Origin of the sequence: Singulisphaera sp. GP187 (genome assembly GCF_900129635.1) — a bacterium.
Classification (GTDB): domain Bacteria; phylum Planctomycetota; class Planctomycetia; order Isosphaerales; family Isosphaeraceae; genus Singulisphaera.
Genome location: NZ_FSRB01000001.1, coordinates 4022261 through 4046721, shown reverse-complemented (window position 1 = coordinate 4046721; position 24461 = coordinate 4022261). Strand labels below are relative to the sequence as shown.

At 64.7% G+C, this 24461-nt stretch carries 11 protein-coding genes; 3 read left to right on the top strand and 8 right to left on the bottom strand.

Annotation, left to right across the window (positions count from 1 at the left end; genetic code table 11):
- Positions 1-24: 24 nt before the first annotated feature.
- The 4 genes from BUS42_RS15695 to BUS42_RS15680 form a co-directional block, all read right to left on the bottom strand.
- Positions 25-2316, bottom strand: a complete 2292-nt coding sequence (locus BUS42_RS15695) for a molybdopterin oxidoreductase family protein (protein WP_074307762.1) — start codon at positions 2314-2316, stop codon at positions 25-27.
- Positions 2313-3899 (bottom strand): DmsC/YnfH family molybdoenzyme membrane anchor subunit, encoded by a 1587-nt coding sequence (locus BUS42_RS15690; RefSeq protein ID WP_074307761.1) that lies wholly within the window; start codon positions 3897-3899, stop codon positions 2313-2315. Before BUS42_RS15690 ends, BUS42_RS15695 begins: the two co-directional genes overlap by 4 nt.
- A 510-nt stretch (positions 3900-4409) precedes the next feature.
- Positions 4410-5060 (bottom strand): response regulator transcription factor, encoded by a 651-nt coding sequence (locus BUS42_RS15685; protein ID WP_074307759.1) that lies wholly within the window; start codon positions 5058-5060, stop codon positions 4410-4412.
- On the bottom strand, positions 5032-6561 hold the full coding sequence (locus BUS42_RS15680) for an ATP-binding protein (RefSeq protein ID WP_074307758.1): 1530 nt from the start codon (positions 6559-6561) through the stop codon (positions 5032-5034). Before BUS42_RS15680 ends, BUS42_RS15685 begins: the two co-directional genes overlap by 29 nt.
- Positions 6562-7150: 589 nt before the next feature.
- On the opposite strand from BUS42_RS15680, the gene ltrA reads away from it, so the two are divergent.
- Positions 7151-8482 (top strand): group II intron reverse transcriptase/maturase, encoded by a 1332-nt coding sequence (gene ltrA, locus BUS42_RS15675; RefSeq protein ID WP_074307756.1) that lies wholly within the window; start codon positions 7151-7153, stop codon positions 8480-8482.
- Between the two features lie 436 nt (positions 8483-8918).
- Here the strand turns inward: ltrA and BUS42_RS15670 are convergent, their stop codons facing one another.
- Positions 8919-10241, bottom strand: coding sequence for a Gfo/Idh/MocA family protein (locus tag BUS42_RS15670; RefSeq protein WP_074307754.1), 1323 nt, complete (start codon positions 10239-10241; stop codon positions 8919-8921).
- Between the two features lie 220 nt (positions 10242-10461).
- On the opposite strand from BUS42_RS15670, the gene BUS42_RS15665 reads away from it, so the two are divergent.
- A complete protein-coding gene (locus BUS42_RS15665) occupies positions 10462-11466 on the top strand; it encodes an alpha/beta hydrolase (protein WP_074307753.1) in 1005 nt (334 codons plus the stop codon).
- A 60-nt stretch (positions 11467-11526) separates the two neighbouring features.
- On the opposite strand, the gene BUS42_RS15660 is transcribed toward BUS42_RS15665, so the two are convergent.
- From BUS42_RS15660 to BUS42_RS15650, 3 genes are all read right to left on the bottom strand, one after another.
- Positions 11527-15453, bottom strand: coding sequence for a HEAT repeat domain-containing protein (locus BUS42_RS15660; RefSeq protein ID WP_074307751.1), 3927 nt, complete (start codon positions 15451-15453; stop codon positions 11527-11529).
- 631 nt (positions 15454-16084) lie between these two features.
- Entirely contained in the window at positions 16085-18196 is a 2112-nt protein-coding gene (locus BUS42_RS15655) for a HEAT repeat domain-containing protein (RefSeq protein ID WP_074307749.1), read from the bottom strand.
- A 361-nt stretch (positions 18197-18557) separates the two neighbouring features.
- Complete coding sequence (locus BUS42_RS15650; protein WP_074307747.1) at positions 18558-22391, bottom strand: beta strand repeat-containing protein; 3834 nt, start codon at positions 22389-22391, stop codon at positions 18558-18560.
- A gap of 1392 nt (positions 22392-23783) precedes the next feature.
- On the opposite strand from BUS42_RS15650, the gene BUS42_RS15640 reads away from it, so the two are divergent.
- Positions 23784-24173, top strand: a complete 390-nt coding sequence (locus tag BUS42_RS15640) for a hypothetical protein (RefSeq protein ID WP_254053541.1) — start codon at positions 23784-23786, stop codon at positions 24171-24173.
- Positions 24174-24461 lie beyond the last annotated feature (288 nt).

Below are 24461 nucleotides of genomic sequence, written 5' to 3'. Positions count from 1 at the left end.
ATTACGAAAGATTCTCGGGCCGTTTCAAGTCCTGGATCGCTCGACGTCGACGTTCAGGGCCCGCGCCGGTTTGCTCGGGCGCACCTCCTCGGGGGCGTCGTCGGGGCCTTCGGGCCTGATCCGTACCGCGCACCCTTTGTAAGCGGGCTGACGGGAGTTCGGGTCGAAATCGGGATAGGTCAGCGCGTTGGTCGCGGGGTCGTGCATCGGCAGGAAGACCTGCCCTTGCGGCACGGTCGGCGTGACGAATGCCTTGGCATGCACCCGACCCCGGCGCGACTCGACGACCATGGCCTGACCGGGCCCGATCCCGAGCCAACGGGCATCCGCCGGGTGGATCTCGGCGTGGAGCCCCGCCGGGTAGAGTTTCCGGAGCACCCCGGACTTCGCCGTGCGCGTCTGGGTGTGCCACTGCGAGGCGCTGCCGCGGCCAGTCAGGAGCAGGAACGGGTATTCGTCGTCGGGCGACTCGCCCATCGGACGCGGGTTCTCGAAGACGAACCGGGCCCGACCGTCGGGGTGGTAGAACCGGCCATCGGTGAACAGCCTGCGCTGCGAGGGCAAGTGGGTCGAACCGTCGGGGTACGGCCACTGGATCCCCCGCGCCTCGTCGAGGGCCCGGTAATCGCGGACTCCCGTGATGTCGCAAGGCTGGCCGGCCGAGAGCGCCTTGAGGATCTGGAAGACCGATTCAGGCGACTCCCAACGCTCGAACATCGCGCCGCAGCCGTAATAGTGAGCCGCAAGCTTGAAGATGTGAAAGTCGGAGAGTGCCTTGCCCGGTGCTCGCCGCACTTTTTTGATCAGGCCGACCCGGCGTTCGGAGTTGATGAACGTGCCTTCCTTCTCTCCCCAGCCGGCGGCGGGAAGCAGGAGGTCGGCGGAGAGGGCCGTCTCGGTCGAGTCGTACATGTCCTGGACGACCAGGAAGTCGAGCCGCCCGAGCAATTCGCGGAAGTCTCCCTGGTGGATCCACGAATGCGCCGGGTTCGTGGCGATCACCCAGAGCCCTCGAATCTTTCCTTCGCGGATGCCTTCGACGATCCGGTCGTACGACCAACCGGCCTGGCTCTGGATCTTGGCTTCGGGGATCTCCAGCACGTCGGCGACCTTGGACCGGTGCGCGGGGTTGGCGAAGTCGTGGCCGCCGAGCAAGCCCGTCGTATTGGAGAAGAGCCGCGAGCCCATCGCGTTGCATTGGCCCGTGATCGAGTTCGCTCCGGTCCCCGGCCGGCCGATGTTGCCGGTCAGGAGTGCGAGGTTGATGATCGCCTGCGCGGTGCGAACTCCCTCATGGCTCTGGTTGACCCCCATCGTCCACCAGAACGAGACCCGCTTCTTGCGGCGGATCAGGTCGGCGAGCTGTTCGATCTGGCGGGCCTCGATGCCCGTCTCGTAAGCGACCGAGAGCAAGCCGAACCGGCGGACGAACCGGGCGTAGTCGTCGAACCCCGAGGTGTGGGCCTCGACGAACGAGCGGTCGACCCAGCCCTTCTCGATCATGAGGTTGGCCAGGCCGTAGAACAGGACGAGGTCGGTCTTCGGCCGCACCGGCAAGTGCAGGGTGGCGCTCACGGCGGTCTCGGTACGGCGCGGGTCGACGACGATGATCTCGGGGGCGTGCCGGTTCTTCATCACGCGTTCCCACATGATCGGGTGCGCGATGCAGAGGTTCGAGCCGACGAGGACGATGCAGTCGGACTCTTCGAAGTCTTGATAGGTGTAGGGCGGGGCGTCGAACCCGAACGCCTGCTTGTAGGCGACGACGGCCGTGGCCATGCACTGGCGGGTGTTGCCGTCGCCGTGCTTCATCCCCATCCCGAACTTGGCGACCGCGCCCAACAGCGCCATTTCCTCGGTGGCGATCTGGCCCGTGCTGAGGAAGGCGACCGAGTCGTCCCCGTGTGCGGCCTGGATCGCCTTGAACCGGTTGGCGAACGTCTCCATCGCGGTGTGCCAGTCGACCGGCCGTCGGACACCGTCGTCGTCGCGGAGTAGGGGGGTGGTCGCGCGGTCGTCGGCCTCGAGGACGGTGAGGGCCTCCCACCCCTTGGGGCAGGCCATGCCGAGGTTCACCGGGTAGTCGGCCGAAGGGCTCAGGTTCACGGCCTCCCCCTCCCGCAGGTGGATGGTGAGGCCGCACCCGGTCGAGCAGTAGCCGCAGACCACTCCCGTCGTCGCGTCGGGGGCCTTGAGGGCCGGAACCTGGCCGAGGCCGAATTTGCCGGGAGTGCGGAGCAACTCCTGGGTCAGGATCCCGTCTCGGGCCCGGACGAGCGAACGGAGCTTGTGGAGAATCGTCTTGGTCGCGGTCATGAGGCCAACCCTCCCGGCATCTTGGGTCGGACCACCGCCGCGAAGAAGAGGTAACGCTCCGCCAACTCACCGCCGAGAACCGCCGCCAGCGCGACCCAGGCCGCGGCCGCCGGAACCGCGCCGGTCGCGAGGGCCAAGGGCAGGACGACCCCACCCGTCAGCCCGAGCCCCAGCCTCAGCGCGACGGCCTTCGCGAGCGGCCCGCGGAGGAGCAGGGCGGTCCGGCGCAGGGGAGTCATCTGCGGGTCACGCAGGTGCATCAGGATCGACGTCTCGAAGGCCAGCTTTGCCAGCGAGGCCGCCGCGAGCCCGACGGCCAGTCGCTGCGCTCCGCCCGAGGTGGCGAGCGCTCCGGCGAGGCCGACGACGATCGAAGTGCCGAAGAACTTCAGCCCGCACCGCCCCCCGCGCCAGAATGGCCGGTGGACGACGTGGTAGACCATCACCGAGCAGAAGACCGCGACCAGCCCCGTCGCCGCGGCCGCGGCCGCCGACAGACCGAGCCAGTCGGGCCGGAACCACAAGGCCGCTCCATGGGCGAGCGCGACATTGGCAAAGAGCCCGAACGCCGCCACCTCGCGGCTCAGCCACGAGTGACGAAGGCCGATGAGTGCCCGGTAGGCGTAGAGCGGTCGGCCCAGGTGGAGCAGGCTCGCGTTGATCCCGACGAGGCCGACCACCAGGCTTAGCCAGGGGAGGATCGTCGGCACGTTGCCGCCCGTCGCTCGGGCCACGGCTTCGACGAGGTATCCGCCGGCCGAAGCCTGGGTCAGCACGAGCATTACCACGAGCGGAACGTGCGCGTGCTCGGGCTCGTTGCGGAAGTGGTCGCCCGCCCGCACCGGCCCCTGCGCGGGGCGGCTCGAGAGGTAGCGGGTCGTCGGCATCGTGTAATTGGCGGCCGGGGCGGTCGCGAGGAAGGAGTTTGACTCGGCCACCGCCACCGCCTCCGCGCGGTCGATCACACGGATTTTGATGGCTTCATGCGGGCAGGCCTGGGCGCAGGCCGGTGCCTCGCCGGCCCCAAGCCGGTCGGAGCACATGTCGCACTTCCGGACGATCCCCTTCTTGGCGTGGAACTTGGGGACGTCGTACGGGCAGGCCAAGGTGCAGTACTGGCAGCCGAAGCACTGGTCGTCGAGATGCTTGACGATCCCCGTGACCGGGTCTTTCTCGTAGGCGTCGACCGGACAAGCGGACAGACAGGCGGGGTCGAGGCAGTGGTGGCAGGCCGAGGTGACATGCTGTAAGACCGGCAGTCCCGCGACGGCCCCGACGATCAAGCCGACCTCGCGCCAGGCCTCGAATTCGTCGAGCCCGTTCATCGAGTGGCAGGCCGCCACGCACGCCTTGCACCCCGAGCAACGGTCGAGATCGACCTCGAACGCATACTGCTGCCCCGGCCCCGGCGTGCGGGCCGGCAGGAGCGATGAGTAGACCCCGCCTTGGAGTGGCGCCTGCTCGCCCTCGTGGAACTGGGTGAACCGCTCGACGGCCGTCAAGTCGCCCTGCTCGTCAAGCATCGCGTCGATCAGAGTCAAGTCGCCACGCATATTTGGCGAGGGCGTTACCACCGTACTCATCGCAGGGCTCTCCCGTGCCGCGTCGCCATCGTTCGGAAGTGCGGCCAGATCGCACCGAGCAGGACCAGGACCATCCCTCAGGCCCATCGCCTCCGAGGACGATCGCCGGGGGAGAGACCGGCGGTCTTGTCGTCGTGGGCGAGACCTCCTAAAGCAGGCTCCGTACCACGACGGAGAGCATTTTTTGGCGATTGGCCGGTTTTCCGCGGAAATGGCACCTTTGGCTTCGGTACGGCACCCGCCCGACTTCGGGAAACCGAAGGGGGCTCGAGGTTGGTCACGTGAGCGACGAGAGGGGGTCTGTTTGTTTGTTGTGCGGGTATGCCGCTAAAGTGGGCTGAATTCTTGCGGGCCGGCGTGAGTCGTTCACGCGAGCCGGCTGGGGCTTTTTGGGGTGAGGGGCTGGCCGACGAGACCTGGAGATCGGTCGAGCTCAATGAGGGCAGGAAAGTCATGCCGGCATTTTGCAGTCCCGGAGGGGCTGCGAAATGTGTGCATTGCTTTGCTGGTTCACGCGTCAACCGCCGCTTCGGCCTCGATCGAGAGCCGGAGCAGTTCGGCGAAGTTGCGGGCTTCCAGCTTCTTCATGAGGCCGGCCCGGCGCATCTCGACGGCTCGAGGTGTGATCCCGAGGGTGGCCGAGATCGCCTTGTTCGGCTGGCCATCCTTGATCAGGGCGAGGACCTCGCGTTCCTTGTCCGTCAAGAGGCGGAACCGGCGCTGGGCGGCTTCGCGGTCGGCTTTCAGGTGGAGCCGTTCGACCTCGTTCTTGATCGCGCGCTGGACCCGGTCGAGAAGGGCCTGGCGGTTGAACGGCTTTTCGACGAACTCGATCGCCCCCGACTTCATCGCGCGGATCGCCATCGGCACGTCGGCGAAGGCCGTCATGAAGATGACCGGCATCCCTTCGCCTCGCGCGACGAGTTCTTCATAGAGGTCGAGGCCGCTCGTCCCCGGCATTCGAACGTCGAACACGAGGCACCCGGCGCCCCCCGGCTTGAAGGCTTCAAGAAAGGCTGACGCCGACGGATAGACTTCAACCTGAAGGCCCACGGTTCGCATCAGCCATTGGAGCGAATCACGCATGTCGAGGTCATCGTCCACGACGTAGACCGTCGGCTCATGCTCGTGCTCACTCGCTCGCTCCTTGTTCTTGGTCATCCGTGGCGTCCGAGGCGGGCAAGGTGAACCGGAAGGTGGTGCGAACGCCGGGTTCGGATTCGACGCGGATTCGGCCATGGTGCGCCTCGACGATCGTGCGGCTGATGGCCAAGCCCATGCCCATGCCTTCGGCACGTGTGCTGAAATATGCGTCAAAAACCTGGCCGAGCCGATCCTCGGGGATCCCCTCTCCGTTGTCCGTCACGTCAAACTCGACGCCCCCGTTCGCATCCGGCCTGGTGGCGATAACCACTGTAGGGTCATGGCGTTGCGAAGCGGCGAGGGCGTCGATCGCGTTGCGGAGCAGGTTGACCAGGACCTGCTGGATCTGCACCGAGTCACCCCATGAACTTGGCAAGTCGCGTGCCAGGTCGAGCGTGAGGGTCATCCCGCGGCGTCGGACCTCGTCGCGGAAGAATTCCTCGACCTCGAGGACGAGCCGGTTGGGATCAACGGGTTCACGGATCGATTCGTGACGCGTGACGAACCGCCGGATCCGTTGGACGATCGCGCCGGCCCGAAGGGTGGTGGCGAGGATTTTTTCGAGCACGCCTCGGACCTCGGCGAGCGCGGGGGCGGGTGAGGCGAGGGCCACGAGGCATCCCTCGGCGTAGTTGGCGATCGCGCCGAGGGGCTGGTTTAGCTCGTGGGCCAGGCCGCTGGCCATCTCGCCGACCGCCGTGGTGCGGGCGACGTGGCTGAACTGCTCGACTGCGGCGCGTTGTCGCGACTCGGCTTGAATGCGTTCGGCAACTTCGCGTGCCAGGTCGTGGTTGAGTCGCTGGAGCTCGTTGGTCCGCAGCCGGACCCGCTCTTCCATCTCGTCGCGCGACGTGCGGAGTTCGGCGACCTGGCGCCCGATTAGGTCGGTCGCGGGCTTGAGCACAAACCGGCCGATCCCGACCAGCGCGAACAAGGTCAGGGCAGTCACTCCCCACCCGACTCGGCTCAACCGGTTGACGTGGGCCTGAGCCTCGCGCTCGTACACCCCGACGATCCGGTCCATCCTCGAGAGGTACTCGGTCTCGGCCGTCAGTAGCTCGGATAACCCCGCACGGTCGTCGTTGGCCAGCAGGCTTGTGGCCGCGGCGCGCATCCGGTCGTAGAACGGCTGGAGTTGCTCGAAGGCCGTACGAAGCTCCGCGCCCTGGAGGTCGGTCGACGCCGACGGCTCTCCGCGACGGAGCCGGTCGTGGGACTCCGTCCAGACCGCGAGCATCTTGACCAGTTCGTCGCGCCGGCTCGCCCGTTCGTTCGCGTTGTCCGCCCCTTTCATCGCCAAGCCCGCCTTGACGATCCGCTGGCTGAGCATCCGCTGTCGCCCCGCGACGTTGATCGTCGGGGCGTCAGTCAATAGCCGCAAGGTTGGCGGTTGGACCACCACCTGGCTGAAGATCAACAACAGAGCCACAATCGCCAGCGCAGCCCAGTAGCGGCGGCTGAGCCGGACTGCGGCGTCCTCGAGCCCGTCCTTCGCCCTGTCGTCGTCCCGCTGCCCCATGGGTTGGCGACTCCGTTTTAAGAACAACGACCCAAAACAGAGCGAGGAAGCCTCTCGCGACTCGTTTGCGTCCTCGGCTTGCGCGGGCCAGACGACGCGGAGCGTCGGGGAGTGCGCCTGTAATTGCATTGAATCCGCAGGGTGTGAGTTCCTGCCGAAGTGTTCTGGCACTTCGTAACCGAGGGTAACTGCGTCGCCGCGAGGCGGGGTGGGAAGCAACCGTAGGTGAACGATCAGTCCGTAACGCAAGTAAACTCGATTCGGCCGACTGTCGTGGCGAGCCTGCTCCTCGATGGCGAAGCCCAATTGACGCATGGCCCCTCAGAAAGGGCGTCCACAGTGATGTGGTCCGGTAAGACCGACGCACAAAACCCCAGAATGGCGTCGGGACGACAGTAGGTTGTTGGAGACGGAATGATCGGAAGGTTCGATGACGAAACACAGGGAGACCTGGACCTCGCCAAAGCCGGTGTTCATTGTCCCTGATAAGGATACGAAGAGCCGGGGGTCCAGGAGTCAGAGCACCCATAGTAGCGCAGAAGCCGGGTAACTCCGGTGGAGCGAAGGGGTGCAGGGAGGTGGAGACGCGATGTCCGATGCGAAGGAATTCCAACTGGAGGCAGTGCCCGCGAGGGCTAAGCGCGCCAGAGAGATCCCGATCCCATGGGTCTGGGTCGAACCGACGGTCTGGACGGAGCGGATGTTGACGGCCCTCATCGAGGGGGTCAAAGGTGGAGTCTGGTATAGCCTGATGGACAAGGTCCACCCGCAACGTGCCCTGTATACGGCCTACTCTCGAGTCGCCGCCAACGAGGGTGCCGCGGGAGTGGACCACGTGACCGTGACGATGTTCGAGGACCGCCTGGAAGAGAACCTGAAGGATCTCAGCGACGCCCTGCGTACGGGAACCTACCGTCCGCAAGCGATCCGCCGACACTGGATTCCCAAACCAGGAAACCAGGAGAAGCGTCCGCTCGGGATTCCCACCGTCCGCGACCGGGTGGTCCAGACGGCACTCCGGCAGGTGTTGGAACCGATCTTCGAGCGTGACTTCGCCGCGCACAGCTACGGCTTTCGCCCCGGCAGGGGATGCAAGGACGCGCTGCGGCGGGTGGAGGAGCTGCTTAAAGGCGGATTCACCCATGTGGTAGACGCCGACTTGAAGAGCTATTTCGACACGATCCCTCACGACCGCCTGCTGGCGCTGGTCGCCAAGAAGGTAGCGGACGGGAAGGTGCTGAACCTGATCGACGCGTTCCTGCACCAGGGCGTCCTCGACGACCTGGAGGTATCGACGCCCGAACAGGGGACGCCGCAGGGTGCGGTGATCAGCCCGCTGTTGAGCAACATCTACCTTGATCCGCTCGACCACCTGATGGCCGAATCGGGTTTCGAGATGGTGCGCTACGCGGACGACGTCGTGATCCTGTGTCGAAGCTCGGAGGAAGCGGCCCAAGCGATGGCGGTGGTGCAGGAGTGGACGGCCTCGGCCGGCCTGACCCTGCATCCCACCAAGACGCGGATCATCGCCGTCAGGACCGAAAGCTTCGACTTCCTGGGCTACAGGTTTGAGGACGGCACACGCCGCCCGCGACCGAAGAGCCTGGACAAGTTCAAGGAGACGGTCCGGACGAAGACCACGCGTACGACCGGGGGCAGCCTCTCCGCGATCATCGCTAGCCTCAACCCAACGCTTCGTGGCTGGTTTGAATACTTCAAGCACAGCCACAAGTGGACGTTTGAACGACTCGACGGCTGGATCCGCATGCGTCTGCGGAGTCTGCTCCGTAAACGGATGAAGAAACGAGGCCGCGGTCGTGGCACCGACCATCAACGTTGGCCCAACGCCTTCTTTGCCGACCATGGACTTTTCAGCTTGGAACGAGCCCATGAGTTAGCCAGTCAATCCTCTTTGAGGTAAAACCACCAACGGGAAAGCCGTATGCGGGAGATCCGCCCGTACGGTTTGGAGGGAGGGGGAGCGTAATCCGCTCTCCCTACCCCTATCGGCATTCCCACGGAGGACCGTGGGAACGATGATGGTATGCAGACGTGTGCACGTTGTGCTGTGTGATATTAGATGTCATGCAAACCCTGGGTGCCACGGGTTGTACTCAACCCGTGAGCCAAAAACCTGGGCAATCACTCACGGGTTGAGTACAACCCGTGGCACCCAGTGGGCTTTGAAATCCCGCGGTCACCCATCAAAAAATCAAAAAATCAAAGAAAACCGAGACTAACGACTTAGCTCGATGGCGGGTCGTTGTGGTAAGAAACGGCCGAAGCGGCGTTCCCTCGGGTCAGGCTCCTGACCCGGTCTTGCGAGTCGGGAGCGCACGCCATCGGGTTGCCGGCGATCAAGCCAGGTCGATCCGCCACTGCGGGCGCGTTGGGCGGGAGAGCATGGCATTGGCACGTTCGTTGTCGAGGAAGCGTTCGGTCTTGGGGTCCCAGCGGAGCGATTCGCCGGTGCGGATGGCGATGTTGCCGAGGTGGCAGACGGTGGCGGAGCGGTGGCCGATGGTGGGGGGGCAGACCGTTTTTTCGCGGGTGCGGACGGCGTCGATGAAGTTGAGGATGTGGTCGCTCGAGGAGTGGAGCCGCGTGGCGGTGGAGGGGAGGGGGTCGGAGAGGAGTCGGGGGTCGCTGGCCTCGATTTTGGCGCGGTCGACAAAGATCCAGCCGAGTTCGCCGACGAAGAGGACGCCGTTCTTGCCCTTGGCCGAGCAGATCAGATTCGCGCCTGTGACATAAGTGTAGGTGACGTTGAAGTCGACGGGGCAGGCGAAGCTGTCGGGCGAGGTGCCGACTTCGGAGTTGGTCGCCTCGACGGCGATCGGGCCGGTGCCGTCGGCGTCGAGGCCCCATTGGGCGATGTCGTTGTGGTGGGCGCCCCAGTCGGTGAGCTTGCCGCCGGAGTATTCGTACCACCAGCGGAAGTCGTAGTGACAACGTTCCTTGATATAAGGGACCGCTGGCGCCTGGCCGAGCCAGAAGTTCCAGTCGAGGCCGTCGGGCGGGGTGGAGGGCGAGAGCGGCTTGTGCTTCGGGTTCGAGCCGACGCGCGTCTCGACGCGGCGGATCGGACCGATCCGGCCGTTGCGGACGAGCTCGCACGCGAGCCGGAACCTCGGGTCGGAGCGCTGTTGGGTCCCCACCTGCACGAGCCGGTCGGTCGACGACGCGGCCTTGACCAGGGCCTTTCCCTCGTCGATCGTGAGGGTCATCGGCTTCTCGCAGTAGACGTCCTTCCCGGCACGCAGGGCGGCGATCGTGATCGGGGCGTGCCAGTGGTCGGGGGTGACGACCGTCACGGCGTCGATGTCGGTGCGCGCGAGCAAGGCGCGGAAGTCGCCGTATTCGGCGACCCCTTTGAGCTTCGACTTGGCGATCGCCGCCCGCCTCCGGTTCGCGTCGACGTCGCACGCCGCGACCAACTCGACGCCCGGGCGTTTCTTCACGGCCTCGGTCATCACGAGGTAGCCCTGGCCGCCCGTGCCGATCGCCCCTAACCGGATCCGGTCATTGGGCGCGACGGGCTTGCTTTCCTTCGCCGTGCGCTCCTCCTCGTCCGAGATGACCTCACGCGCGAACCATGCCGGCAGTCCCGCCCCGAGTGTCAAGGCCGCCATCGACGCGCCCACGAATCCCCGGCGCGAAAGCGTCCATTTGCGGATCATCGCGACATCCTCCTTGAACTCCCGACAACCCCCCCTTAACGAACGCGCGGGTATGATAGCAGCCCTCCGCCCTCACGCAAGCCGAGCTTGACGATGCGGCGTTTGCCGATGGGGCAGATCCTTGCCCGCCGCTCGGGCTTGGGTGATACTCCTCGGGATCCGCGGGTGCGCCGCCCGGTCCTATTTGGTTCGAGAATCTGTCCTTCCGGGGAGTTGTCGGATGAGAAAAGCGATCACCTACGCCGTCGGTCTCGGATGCGTCGCGGTCATGTCCCTCACGCAGGCGATGGGGCAATCGACCTCCACGCCCCCGAAGCCCGATTCCCAGTACCGGCTGGGGCCCGACTCCCTGCCCCAGGAGGGCGTCCCGAAGGGGGAAATCCGCGGGCCGTACACGCTCCCCAGCCAGGTCTACCCCGGCACCCAGCACACGTACTGGGTCTACGTCCCGGCCCAGTACGACCCAGCCGTTCCGGCCGCCCTGATGGTCTACCAGGACGGGCAGGCGTTCAAAGACGAGAAGGGGGATATGCGAGCCCAGAACGTGATGGACAACCTGATCTATCGGCGCGAGATCCCGGTCATGCTCGGCGTGTTCATCAACCCCGGCCGGCGGCCGGACCAGCCCGAGCCCACCCCGCGGAACTGGGGAGACCGGGACACCAACCGGCCGACCGAGTACAACTCGCTCGACGACAAGTACGCGCGGGTGATCACCGAGGAGTTGATGCCGGCCCTGCAAAAAGATTTTAATATCTCGAAGGATCCGGAGATGCGCGGGATCGGCGGCTCGAGCTCGGGGGCGATCGCGGCGTTCACGGTCGCGTGGGAGCGGCCGGACGACTTCCGGAAGGTCTTGAGCAACGTCGGCAGCTTCGTGAACCTGCGAGGCGGGCATGTCTACCCCGAGAAGGTGTTGGCGAGCGCGAAGAAACCGATCCGGGTATTCTTATGTGACGGCCGGAACGATAACCGTGGCCTCCGCGAAGACAAATACGACGAGTCGCGGGACTGGTTCCACCAGAACGTGCGGCTGATGAAGGCGCTCACGCAGAAGGGGTACGACGTGAACTACTCGTGGGGGATGAACGGGCACGGACAGAAGTTCGGCGGGGCGATCCTGCCGGAGATGATGCGCTGGCTGTGGCGAGACGGTCCGGTGTCCACCGATCCGAAGGACGTCGTCGAGCGGGGATTCCGCCAGCCGGCTTCGGGGAAGAACTAATCCGGTGGACCTTGTCTTTCTTTTATGTTGAATCATGTGCAAGCCGTTGGGTGCCACGGGTCAGTCGCGGTCGAGCAGCCGCCGGGTCTGCTCGGCGACCTGCGGATTGGCGTCATCCGCCCATCGCGGGAGCACGGCTGCGAAGGGCTGGGGGAGGTCCGGCAACTTCCAGAGGAGCTGGAGCACCACCTGACGTTCTTCGGGCGCGGTGGTCTCGGTTTTGGAGAGGACGAACTCGGCGAGAAGCTCCTTCGACGCCCGCCCGAAAACCGCCTCGGCTTCGTGCTGCCGATCCGCTCGGGCACTCTGCCATTCTCGCCGTGGCTGCTCCTCCGCGGGGGGCTCGGCGGGATGCTGTAAGTCGATGAGGACCTTGTAGGCATCGGCGAGCCCGCGGCTGTCGCCTCGGGACGCCAACACCTGGCAGAGTCTCAGCCAGGGGCGAGGCTCGTTGCGCAACAGTCCGCGGTCGTACACCTCGCGGAGTCCGTCGAGCGCCTCCGGAGTGTCGACGTTCTGGAGATAGCCGATCCCCGAGTCCGTGGCGCTGGCGGTGAGGTCATTGCGGCGGAGCATCGTGCGGATGGCTTTGAGGACGTCGGCATCGCCGTCGTTTTTGACGGCGCGAATCCATTCGCCGGGCTCGGAACCGGTTTCGAGCTCGGCGATGATGCGATCCTTCGTCTGCTCAGGGAAGTGGGCGAGCGCCTGCATCAGCTCGCTCCGGCCGAAGTGCTTGGCCAGGTCCGGTCGTCGGCCGATGAGGTCGGTGGCCGAGATCAGCCAGCGGACCGCGTGAGGGTTCTCCGTACGGCCGAGGAGTTTGCAGAGGGTGTGGACCCGGTAGGTTCGGCCCACAAGGCTCTGTCCCTTCTCGTCCGTTACCGGTCGCAGGGCTTCGAGGCTCGCCAGGAGCGTCTCGCCGAGCAGGTCGACGGCGGCGTCGGAACGTTGGCGTCCCAGGGCGACGAGACTGTCCTCCTCAACGCGCTGGAACGCGCTAAATTCGGCGCTCACGTTGCCTGGGGCCGCCACATTTGCGGGGGCTTTGCGATCGAGAATCGATCGCAGCAGGGCGAGATGATCGGGCCGCCCCAGGAACGTCAGGCCGATTGCGGCGGCCTCACGGACTTGTAGAGCGGTGTCCGCGGCCAGCGGTTCGAGCACGCCGGCCGCTCGTTCCGATTCCGAGTAGGCGAGGAGTCGCGCGGCGTTGGCCTTCACATCGGCCGCGTCACTCGTTCCGACAATTTCGACAAGCGACTCGACGTGGGACTCCAGCAACGTGAGGCGCGAGTTCGGCCGTTTGCCGACCTCGTACCCCTCAAAGAACTCATATTGGAAATTCCGCCTTATGAACGCATCGTTCGTGAGTTCGGCGAGACCGATCCGTCGACAGCTTTCGTCGGGGGCGGCGAGCAGTGCGGAAATTTCAAAGGGAAAGACGGCTCGCATAGACATTCCCCAGAACGAGCCCATCTGCGCAGAGAGGATTTCGCCGGGTGCGATGCCGATCGCCATCGATTTCGGCTCGGTCCCGCCGCGGAACTTGCCCAGGTTGACCTCGAAACGCGGTTCCACCGGATCGGAGACGACCCTGAGGCTGGTCGCGAGCTGCCCGCCCGAAATGAGCTCGCCGGATTCACCCAGGAGGATCACGGCGAGGTCGAGATTGAACTCCCGTGGGCCGTCGATGCTCACGAGATCCATGGTCAGTTTGGCCGTTCCCTCCTCGGTCCGATCGAGCCGGCCTTGCCAGGCTCGGGTCAGAGCCGCACGTGGCGACTTGCTTCCATAACTTGGGTTTTCGCCCTCCTTGGCGTCGGGGATGTTGACGGTGAACGTCTCGCCCCAGCGGATCGGGACCACGCTCAAGGGCCGCCGTACCGCGTCCGCAGCTCCGACCGGCACCGCGATCGATCGGACCGACCGCCAGGGCTGCGAACTGCGGAGCGATACGGAGCCTCGCCTTGCCCCGTTCTGGTCCGCAAGCGTGACCGTGGCCGCGAACAGTAACCTTTGTTTCTCGTCAAGGAATCCGAGCGGTACGGCGTCGGGTGCGGTCGGTTCGTTCGTGGTTGCGGAGACGACGACGGTTTGCCTGTCGCCGGCGGTCACCTTGATCTCATAGGGCCCATTGCGAATCGCGCGACCGATGGAGAAGGGGACGGTTGCGATGTCGACCCGCCGGTCCGACTCACCTGCGCCGCCGAACAGAGCCCGCGTCGCCTCGACCTGCCGGAGCGACTCGTCGAGCCGTTCCAGGCCGTCGATTCGGACGTCTTCTACAACACCGCGGCTCTTGTCCTCGGGCTTGAACCAGGAGATGACGTCAGCAAGCATCCAATGCGTGCCGGCGACGAGTTGAAAGCGATACTCGCAGGTGAATCCGTCGTTCGCCTCGATTCGGATCGACCGAGGTGCCCATTGGCCGGGCTCAACCTCGACGTAGTCGCGAAAATCGATCTCGAACGTTTTCTTGTCCCACGAGCTCACGAGCGTCTCGTGGATCGGTACGTTCCGGACCGGGTCGATTTCGATGACCTCCTTGATCGGAATCATGTCATGCAGATAGGACCATGACGTGAAGGCGAGCATCGTCCCGCACCCGAGCTTGGCTCCGTGGAGATTCGAGACGGTCGCGACCCGGCAGGGGCGGCCGGCTCGGGTGCCGTCCTCGATCGCGACCGTGGCGAATTCGAGTTGATCGCGGTAGCGGAACAGCGGAAGGTCGAACTGGCAGCCGATCCGGGCGTAACGCTTGAGGGCGAGGTCGTAAGGTTGTCCTCGATCCTGCTCCGACCGGTCGAAGATCCGCGCGAACCGGGCACCTCGTTTGGACACCGCGCTCTCCTGCGTCTTCAAGGCGATCCTCCGGTCGCCGAGCCTGCCTTTCATCTTCCCGAGGCCGTCGTGGGAGACCTCGAAGGCCGTCTCGCCCTCGCGGTTGAGCATGCAAGCCTCGCGAACGTCCTCCCGCACCGTGTGGAAGGTGTACGAGAGCGACTGGAATGGCGGCCGCCAACCGGCGCCCGTCGGGCCGTCGTCGAGCCAGGGGCGGTTATGGTCGAGCATCGCGAGGAGCTCGCGCGCGGCCTGTCGCGAACGTTGTTCCTCCTCCGTCGGAGGGACCACGATTTCTCGGCCGTTGACCTTGAAGTTCCGGGTGCGGGTCCGCGCGGTGGTTCCCTTGGGGCCGATCGATTCGGAGAGCCGTAACAACCAGACGGCATCGCCGAGCCAGGCGAAGTGCATTCGGTAGTGAGTGGCGTCCTTGATGACGTCGATCCGCCGAGGGATCCACTTGTCGGCGCCGATCTCTTGCCAGTCGTTGTAGCGAATCGTCGTCGAACCGAGCCGTTCTTCGAGCGGCACGAGCCGCTTGGCATCGACGACGATCGTGGCTTCGCGGACGGAATGGGAGAAGAAACCACTCCAGGAATTTTCGACGCCGTTACCGATCTGGACGGCGATGAACCCGTTTTCGTCCTTCAGCTTCGCTAGCAGCGTGAGCCTCTCCGCGCCCGCCTTCCTCTTGAGGTCGATCTGGAACTTATCCGGCGTTCGCATCAACTCGCGAAAACCGGTCTCGAGCGTCGCCCCCATCCAGACGCTCTCGCGTCGGCGTTCTCCCCGTGTGGCCTTGATGGTCGTGATCGTCGGGTTAAAGATGAGGTCGTATTCAAGTGTCTTGAGTGCAGCCGATGGCATGATCCAGCTCGAGGATCGGGCCGCAAGCTGGCGCACGATCTCGTCCGCGTCGAGAACCTCAGTCGGAGTCCGATTCGAGTCTGCCTGGCCCGGCTTGTCGGCCGTTGGTTTTTCGGGTGGCTCCTGGGAGCCGACGCCTACCGACGCACCCATCAGAACCAGAGCAAGTGCCGCCAGCATGGGCCGGTGCGCCGCCCCGAATCGGATGAAGTGCATGCTGGCGGACGACATGAGTACGGCCGCCTGGTTGACAAAGAGCCTGGGTGTCAAACGCATAGTCGCTCCTTCAGTTGCTTGATCATCCGGTGGGGAGCCAGCCGCTTCAGGTTGTCGGCGTCTCAGTTGTAGTCAGGTGCTTTGTATTCAATGTCGTTTGAAACGTGGAATCATCGTTTTTGAGACTATAGCAAGGATACCGGGATCTCGTTCCTACGCTCTGCGCTATGCCTTACCCACAAGTCGTAAGTCGTTAGCAATCCGGAGGTTACGGAAGGGGGCCGCGGTCCGAACTGGATGCCACAACTGGAGGACTCTCAAGCACTTGCGCCGATGACCCTCGCTGGACACCGGGCCAGACCCCCCACTTGTGGGTCATGCATAGCGCTCTGCGTGGGAATGCCGTCCGCGACGCTCCGCGTCGTCTTCCCCCGGCTTCCCGCGAATTTCGGCCTCCGGAGCAGGCAGACGGCCCGGTTGCCTTGCGACAGACTCCAGTGTTACCTGATTTTCAACACAGTCGCTTCGGGGCTGCCATGCCAGGGATGATCTCCCTGTCAAAATACTCCCCGCAGGCGCATTGGCAATGCGATGATGAAACCGATGTGTATGTAATCCATCGGTGAACCGCGGTAGACCAACGTCTCGGCTGTGAATCTAGTGATTGTCGATTGTGCATGTCTCGTGTGGTCTAAGGCGGAGGCGAGGTCAGGGGCGTCTTGGCAGACGGTTCGATCTGTGCGAGGGTTTCGGCCGCCCACTGGCGGATCCACGAATTTCGATGCTTTTGAAGTTCGCGGAGCCGGGGGATCGCGGGTTGGGCACCGACACCGAGGCTCCCGAGGCGCTCAAAGTACCCCTCGACATAGAGAAGCTCATCACCTTCGCGTTCTCCTTGGGCGAGGACGCCGTTGAGGGACTCCAGCCACATTCGCGCGATGAGCTCTCCCTCGACGCTGGCCGTACCGACGGCCCCGAGTACGAACGCTCGTCGCTCGGGCGAGTTCAACCGATCGGCCCAGGACTTGGCGACCTGTTCGCCGTCCGGGGCCAGGTAAAAGAGGGCGACCGCCGCCGCATCCCCGACTTGGGGGTACATGCCAACCACCAGGTCAGGTGACGGCCGCGGGGGATGCTCCTCCAAAACTTTCCGGAGCGCAGGGACGGCCGCCTTGGCTTCCGGTCCGATCCGGCCCAGGGTGAGGGCCGCCTCACGGCGAAGCACCCAGTTCTCATCATCCTTTTCCTGGGATTGGAGGACCTCGATCAAGACGGGAACCGCCGCTTTCGCCGCCGGCTCAAAAGCGCCGAGAACACGAGCAGCGGCGGTGGCGTGTTCGAAATTGATTTCCTCTTCATCTTCCAAGAGCCCTCCGAACACAGGGACGAGGCGGCGAAATTTCACGGCCTCGATCAGGGCGGGAATCGCCGTTTGCGCCGCGGGGCCGATCCGGCCGAGGGCCTTCGCGGCCTCAACGAGCGGATCTCCCTCGCCGTCGAACGGGCGCTTTAGCTTGCGGGTCAACGTCGTTGCGAGTGTCGGAATGGCCGCTTTCGCTCGGGGGCCGAGCAATCCGAGGGCTTTGGCGGCAATGCCGACGATTTCGGGGTCATCCTGTTTCAAGGCCGTGATCAGGGCCGGAACACAGACTTTGCCCTCCGGATCGATTTGAACCAGCGCCTCAATGGCTTCGTTCCAGGCAGACTCCTGCGTGATCTGGCTGAGGAGCACAGGTAACGCCGCCTTGGCCGCGGGGCCGAGCCGGGCGAGCGGCTCGGCGATCCGATCGGCTTCCTCGGTATGATGCTCCAACGTGTCGATCAGAATCGCGATTGCGTCCGGCGCTGGGGGGTCGATGGCGACCAGCGCGAGGGCCGCCTCCATGCGAACTTCGAGTCGCCGGTCGTTGAGCGCCTTGCGGAGCGTGGGGACGGCCGCCCGGGCCCTCGGCCCGAGTCGGGCGAGGTCTCCACCCCACTCTGCGCCATCCTCTTTCACGAATGCGTCAATCAGTTTGATGACCGGAGGTTCGCCGATCTGGTCCAGGGCCTCCACAATCGGCCATTCGTCAAATGAGATTGTGCTGATGTTTTTGAGATCATGATCGAGCAATATATTCAGGGACGGCACTGCCTCCTCGGCGCCGGCACCGATCCGGCCGAGGGCCACGATGGCCCAGCGCCGCAGAGCACTCGATTCCGGATCGTCGCGAACCGCCTTCTCCACCTGGAGCGCACGGATGAGCGACGGGACAGCGGCCTTCGCCGCGGGACCGATGTCGGCCAGGGTTGACGCCGCGCAGGGCCGCATCTCCGTGTTCGGCCCATTCAGGATCTCGATCAGTGCCGGTACCGCCGGGGCGCCGATCCCGACCAGGGCGTCCCCGGGCGCCCCCCCATTTCCTTCGAGAAAAGTACCCGACTTGGCGAGGTTACACCCTTCCGTCAGGTAACCTGGGATCAGGAGGGGGACCGCTGGCGCGGCGGCCGGCCCGATTCGCCCGAGGGCGAAGACGGCCCCGGGTTCGTGCCGGACGTCGCGGTCCCGCAGGTAGTCGATCAAGTCCGGGACCGCTTTCTTGGCTTCCGGCCCGAAATACCGCAAGGCCTGGGTGGCCGCCGTACGCTTGCGGGTCGATCCGTGGCGTAGGACCTCGATCCATCCGTCGACCGTCTTGCCGCAGAACGCGCGTGGCTCGTCGGCTTGTGCCGGCTCAAGCCATACGACGAGGATGATGATGCCGACGGCCCCGACGACCATCGGCACCACCCCGCGACGCATCATCGTCCGTGGCAATCGCATGGCGTATCTCGCAACGGGCTTGATCGGATCTTAGGTAGTTGGCCTATTGGGTGTTGGTCTATTTTGAATAGCTAATTGTTAATGTATATGATTGCGGCCGGTTTTGGGCCGCATCAAGGGAGGATCTCCAGGTGTCTGCGTCCTTGCGCATTGTGGATGAAGACCAGGCCCAGGGGGAACGGTGAGAGCCCAAAGGGGACAGTGCGATTCTCGCACGTCCATGCGCCACTTTGAAGAGGGGGGGGCGGCCGGGCGGACCCGTGACGCTTATCGGGGCAGGGGGAGGAAACGACCCGGGGGCGGTGACGATCCGTTGATCGTCACCGCCCCCGGGGTTGGTTTGTCGGACGAGTCCGAAGGGTCAGGAGTTAGAGAACTGATTATAGAAGTCGTTGGAGGAGAGCAGGTCGGTGACCACCTGGTTGACGAAACCGCCTCGGTTGAGGATTCCCACCGAGCGTGCCCGCTGCTGGGTGGTGGGGGTGGTGGCGAAGAACTGCTGGTAGAGGAAGGTGACGAAGGCGGATTTGCCCGGTTGGCTGAGCACCACGGAGCTGGCGACCGAGGCTCTCGAAACGCCTTGCCGCAGTTCTCGGCTCAGCCGGGCTTGGGCCGAGCTCGGGATCGCAGTTCCCAGCACGTCGGCGTAGAGGGCGGTCAGGAAGCCATCGATCGTTCCGCCGCCTTGCGTCTGATAGTACTCGTGCGAGCCGAGGACATCGATCTCGGCGCCGAAGCCTTGGGACTTCTTCTGGCTCTGGAGGCCGCGGAGCACCTCGCGGAAGGTCGGCTCGCGGCGGAGGAAGGTGCGATAGACGGTGGTCACCGCGTGGGCCTGGCCGTTCGGGCTGTTCACGATTCGGGCGACGACCTTATGCCGCGGCACGCCGATCGCCAGTTGGGTGCGGTAGAAGTCGAGCTCATCCAGGGTTGCCGGCCGGCCGTTCGAGTTGATGTAGACCTGGTTGAGGAACCGTTCGGTCTGGGTGCCGGAGACGACCGTGAGGGCCGGCGACGAGGAGCTGGTGAAGTTCGAGTCGCCTTGGTAGACCGCGGTGATGGTGTCGACACCCACCGACAGAGCCGTCGTGACGAGGGTTGCCACGCCGTTGGTCAGGGTGCCCGAGCCGATCAAGACGCCGTTGGAGAAGAACCGGACCGTGCCGGTGGGGGCAATCGTGCCGCCATTCGAGGCGGCGACCCGCGCCGTCAGCGTGATCGCTTCGCGTGCGCTCGGATTGAGGTCCGACGAGCTCAAGTCGACCGTTGAGTTCGACTGAGTCACCGACGCCGTTGTCGCCGCGTCCCGGGTCAGGAAGTTGGCGTCACCCGAGTAGCGGGCGGTGATCGTGCTGGCTCCCTGCGGCGTTGCCGAGGTCAAGAGGGTGGCGACGCCGTTGACCACATTGACGACGCTACCGATCGCGATCCCGTTGCTGTAGAACTGTACGGTGCCCGTGGGGGTTCCCGAACCAGGGCTGGCCGCGACGATGTTGGCCGTCAGCGTCCATTGCTGGCCGAACCCGGCGGGATTGGGTTTCACCGCGACCGCGATGGTCGTGTCGGCCTTGGTCACCGTCACGGTGCGGGCCGTCGAGGTGCTGGTGCCGAACGTGGGGTCCCCGCTGTAGACGGCCGTGATCGCGCTGTTGACTCCGGTCGGGAGCGCGGTGGTCGTCAACGTGGCCACGCCGTTGTTCAGGGTGGCGGTGCCCAGCGAGGTGGTGCCGCTGAAGAACTCGACCGTCCCCGTGGGTGTCCCCGCAGCGGTGCTCGTGATGGTGCTCGTCAGGACCACCGCTTGCCCGAAGACGGACGCGTTGGGATTGACGGACAGCGTTGTCGTGGTGAGCTGGCCGACATTCTGGGTGACCGCCGGCGAGATGCTGGAGTTGAAGTTGCCGTCCCCCTCGTACTGAGCCGTGATCGAGTGCGATCCGAGCGTCAGGGAGGAGGAGGTCAGCGTCGCGATGCCATTGCTATCCACGGTGGCCGTGCCAAGCAAGACGGCACCGTCGAGGAACCGGACGGTGCCGGACGGTTTCACTGTGCTGGTGCTGGTCGAGGTGATCGTGGCGGTCAGCGTGACCGGATTACCCAGGCCCGAGTTGAGGGGAGAGACCTTGAGCGTCGAGGTCGTGTTCACCTTAGCCACAGTGACGTTGACGGCCGTCGAGGTGCTGCCGCCGAAGTTGGTATCGCCCTGGTACTGGGCCGTGATCGCGTTGCTGCCTCCGGGGATGGTGTTGGTCTTCAGGGTCGCGACCCCGCCGATCACCGCGGCTGTTCCCAGCGGAGTTGTGCCGCTCATGAAGATGACGTTGCCGGTGAGGGTTCCCGTGCCACTCACCGGCGCCACCGTGGCCGTCAGGGTGACGGTGGCCCCGAAGGCGACCGAAGTCGGGTTGGCGTTCAGCGTTGTCGTGGTCGCCGGGCTGACGGTCTGGCTCTTGGCCGCGGAGGTGCTCGCGATGTAGTTGGCGTCCCCCAGGTAGCGAGCCGTGAGCGTACTGGTGCCGAGCGGGAGGACGCTGGTGCTCAGCGTGGCCACGCCGTTGCTTAGGGTGCCGGTCCCCAATGAGGTGGTGCCGTTGAAGAACTCGACCGTCCCGGTCGGAAGCCCTGTTCCGGGGCTGACCGCCGCGATCGTCGCCGTCAGGAGCGTCGGCTGGCCCACGCTTGAGGGGTTGGGCGCCGTTGTGAGCGTGGTGATTGTACTCGCCTGGCTGACCGTGGCGATCACGGGCGCCGAGGTGTTCGCCGCGTAGTCGGTCGATCCCAGGTATTTGGCCGTGATCGAGTCATTGCCCAGCGGTAGGTTCGTGGTCGAGAAGGTGGCCACGCCGTTGTTCAGGGTGGCGGTGCCCAGCGAGGTGGTGCCGCTGAAGAACTCGACCGTCCCCGTGGGTGTTCCGGAGCCGGGGCTGGCCGCGGCGACCGTCGACGTCAGCGTCACCGACTGGCCGATCACTGCCGTGGTGGGCGTGACGGAGAGCGACGTGACCGTGCTCGCTTGGGCGACCGTCACCGTGAAGCCCGGTGAGGTGCTCGGCCCGAAGTCCGCGTCCCCTTTGTATTTTGCGGTGACCGTGTCGGTCCCCGTGGGCAGGGCGAACGTGGACAGGATGGCGGTCCCCGCGTTCAGGGTGGCGGTGCCCAGCGAGGTGGTGCCGCTGAAGAACTCGACCGTCCCCGTGGGGGAGTTGGGTTGGCCGGGAGCCGAGGCGGCGACGGTCGCCGTCAAGAGGACTGTCTGGCCGAAGACGGTCGAGTTGGGGGCGGCCGTCACGGTCGTCGTACTGCCGAGCAGGTGGGTCAGAACGACGTCGTTGCCGTCGCCGCCGGTATAGCTGATCTGGAACGCCTCGTTGGCGACCACGACCGTGGCCCCCTGGGGAAGTCCCGCGAACGTGCCATTGATCGCCGCGGCGCCCGTATTATTGAGGATGAGGAGCTGGTCGTGGCCGGCCGGCGTGTACCCAAGCGTCGTTTGAAGCGTGGCGTTTCCAAGCGAGATCTGGCCGTTGACCCCCAACTGGCTATAATCTGTCCCCGCGGTCGTGCCGTTCAGGGCCACGGCATACGTCGATGCGGCATCGAGCGTCAGGTTGCCATGGCTCGTCAGGATCGCGGGGCCTGCGTTCCCGGGACGCACCGTTCCTGACACCGCTGTGATGGCACCCACCGTTCCCGAACCGCGGAGCGACGCCCCGGCATTCACGACAACAGGGCTGCCGCCCTGCGGGCCGTCGACCACCAGCACGCCACCCGCGACGGTGGTATTTCCGGTGTACGGATTGGCGGCGGTCAGGTTGAGTTCCCCCGCGCCCGTCTTGTTCAGGCCCTCCGTAGTGAGGACCCCGCCCAAAACCAGGACGGCACCCGCCTGATCGACCTCGACCGTCGTCGACCCCGTGAAATTGATCGGGAGATTGATCGTGTCGGTTCCCGACGTGTGCGAGGCGTCGAGGAGCCCGGCCAGGTTGATCGCAGCTCCACCGATCGCATAGCCACCGCCGGAGACCGTGAACGAAGCGAAGGAGGTTCCCACCGCCAGGTCGTTGGTGTTGGCAAGATGCCCGGCACCGTTGGGGAAGACCAGGTCGCTGCCGGCCGTCGGCGGAGTGTCCCAATTGCCGGCCGTGGACCAGAGTCCATCGACGGCACCGTTCCATATGCTCGTGGCGGGGGCCAAACGGCTCTCCAAGGCTTCGAGCCCAAGCCCATATTGGCTCAGGCGGTGCGTTCGCCTCTTTTGACCCGACGAACGCCCCACACCCCAAAGTTTCCGGCGCGGACTGAAAAGCGACATGGTTACAAGTCCCTGGATCCACCTTGGATGAAGCGAAGCAAAAACGGAATAGGCCGCACAAACCTCGAAATCGCTCGGCCAAGAGGCTCAACAAGACGGGCCCTGACCCCCGTAAGAGCCCGTCTCACCGATCTTTTGAGAACCTGGGTTGACCTTTCAATGCTATCACCCATGCAGTCATAGTCAACGGGTCGCTCGGACGAGCGCCGGTTGCCGGGAGCACAAGGGGATCAACCAGAGTGGTCAATCAAGTGCGATCGAGTGATCGTGCGGACCGGCTTCCGGTATGCTTTGGATTACGCATGGTCCTCTTGGAATCTGTCGGTTGCGACGATTCCAACGAGGGGGCGCAGCGGCAACCGGACGTCGACGCCATGAGGTAGGACAAGGTGTGCTTCTTCAGCGATCGCGACCACCGATGCACCATTATGCAGCACGCTGGCGCGGCCATCGCGAGAACGGGGCACTTTAGTGGGAATTCTTTCGGGCAGGGGGGCGAGTGGGGGAGAAATGGGCCATTTCCACCCGTTTTCCTGGTGTGCTTTCGGGAAAAGCGCTGGCGGAAGTGATCTCAGGGGGCGTGCCCGGGGATCGCTTTTGGCTTGACGAGTTCGATAGAATGAATATTGTGAAAACCACTCGCAAAGGATTGCGAGGCGAAGGTGGTGGGCCTGCCGATGAAAAGCGTCGGAATCCTTCTCTTCTGGTCACTCTTGCTCCCTGTGCTGGGAGTGCGGGATCAGGGTTCCGATTCGGCGAACTCACCTCAGACCGTGGTTTCGACGCTGTCGCACTCGACGCGGCTGCGACGGTCCGACGGCCGGCTTCCGAATGGAGCTCTCGATCAAGCGGGTCTTGGTCTCTGCCTCTGGGATGGGGAAGATGACGATGACTCGGCTGGTCACTTGGTTGCCTTTCGCCCCCCGCTGACTTCGTCACATGTTGTCGGCAATGCGCCTTGGTCGTCGTTCACCGTTTCGCAGACCAAGGCGGTTTGGACCCCCTGCCACCGAATTCCTCTCCGCTGTTGAGTTCAGCCCCCCCTCGTCGTGATCGGCGGGCCCGTTCGGTGATCGTCAAGGACTGACCTGGTCGGTGGGGCGGCGATGCGTCGTCGCCACGGACAGCGTCCTTGGTTTCCCGACCGTCATGCCCCGGCCCGGCTCCCGCTCTCCCGGGACGATAACCGCTGATCCCCCCTTCCCCCACTGTTCTGGGCTGATTCCCCAGCGCTCCTTTCCCATCCTGATCAGAAAAAAAAGGAGAACAAGTCCCATGTATTACACGCACTATTTCGCCAATAATGAGTCGTTGCTCCGCGCTCGAAATTGGCTGAGCCGGCTCGGTTTCGGGCCCGAGAGCATGGAAACCCACACCCACGGGATCCCTCGACTCTCGGTCGCGGTGGATTGGGGCCGTTGGTCGGTGGTCGAGAAGTTGATCAACGCCGTCGAACGCAGTGACCCTCGGGGCTGGCCGGGCCTCTGGGAGGTGACGCACCAGGCCCACGTTTATCCCGCACCGCCGAAGAGTGAGGGCATGGCTGTACCGTCGCGAACCAACACGACGGCGATCGGCTGGCATCCCAATGACCGTCTTGACTCAAGCGATGAGGATTCCGGTACGACGGATTATGTAACCGGTCTCAATCGTCGATGGAGTTGACTGAGTCCGTACACTAATTACGGATGTCGCACGACGCGGCGATGTCCCGACTGTCAAGAAGACGATCGAATCGATCGCGAGATACCCGGTGGCCGCGTGCGAGTGGTCGAGTTGTGGTGTCGCGTTTGAACAACAGAGGCCGGGTAATGCCCTTTCGCCGAGGGCCTGAATGCCCGGCCGATGTTTCACGCCAAAAGAGGGGACGCCCGATGCCGGAGGATTCCGATCGGGTCACTCCTTCCCCCTCGTTGTTCAATCCGCGCGAGCGAGCCGAGCGCAGGAAGAACA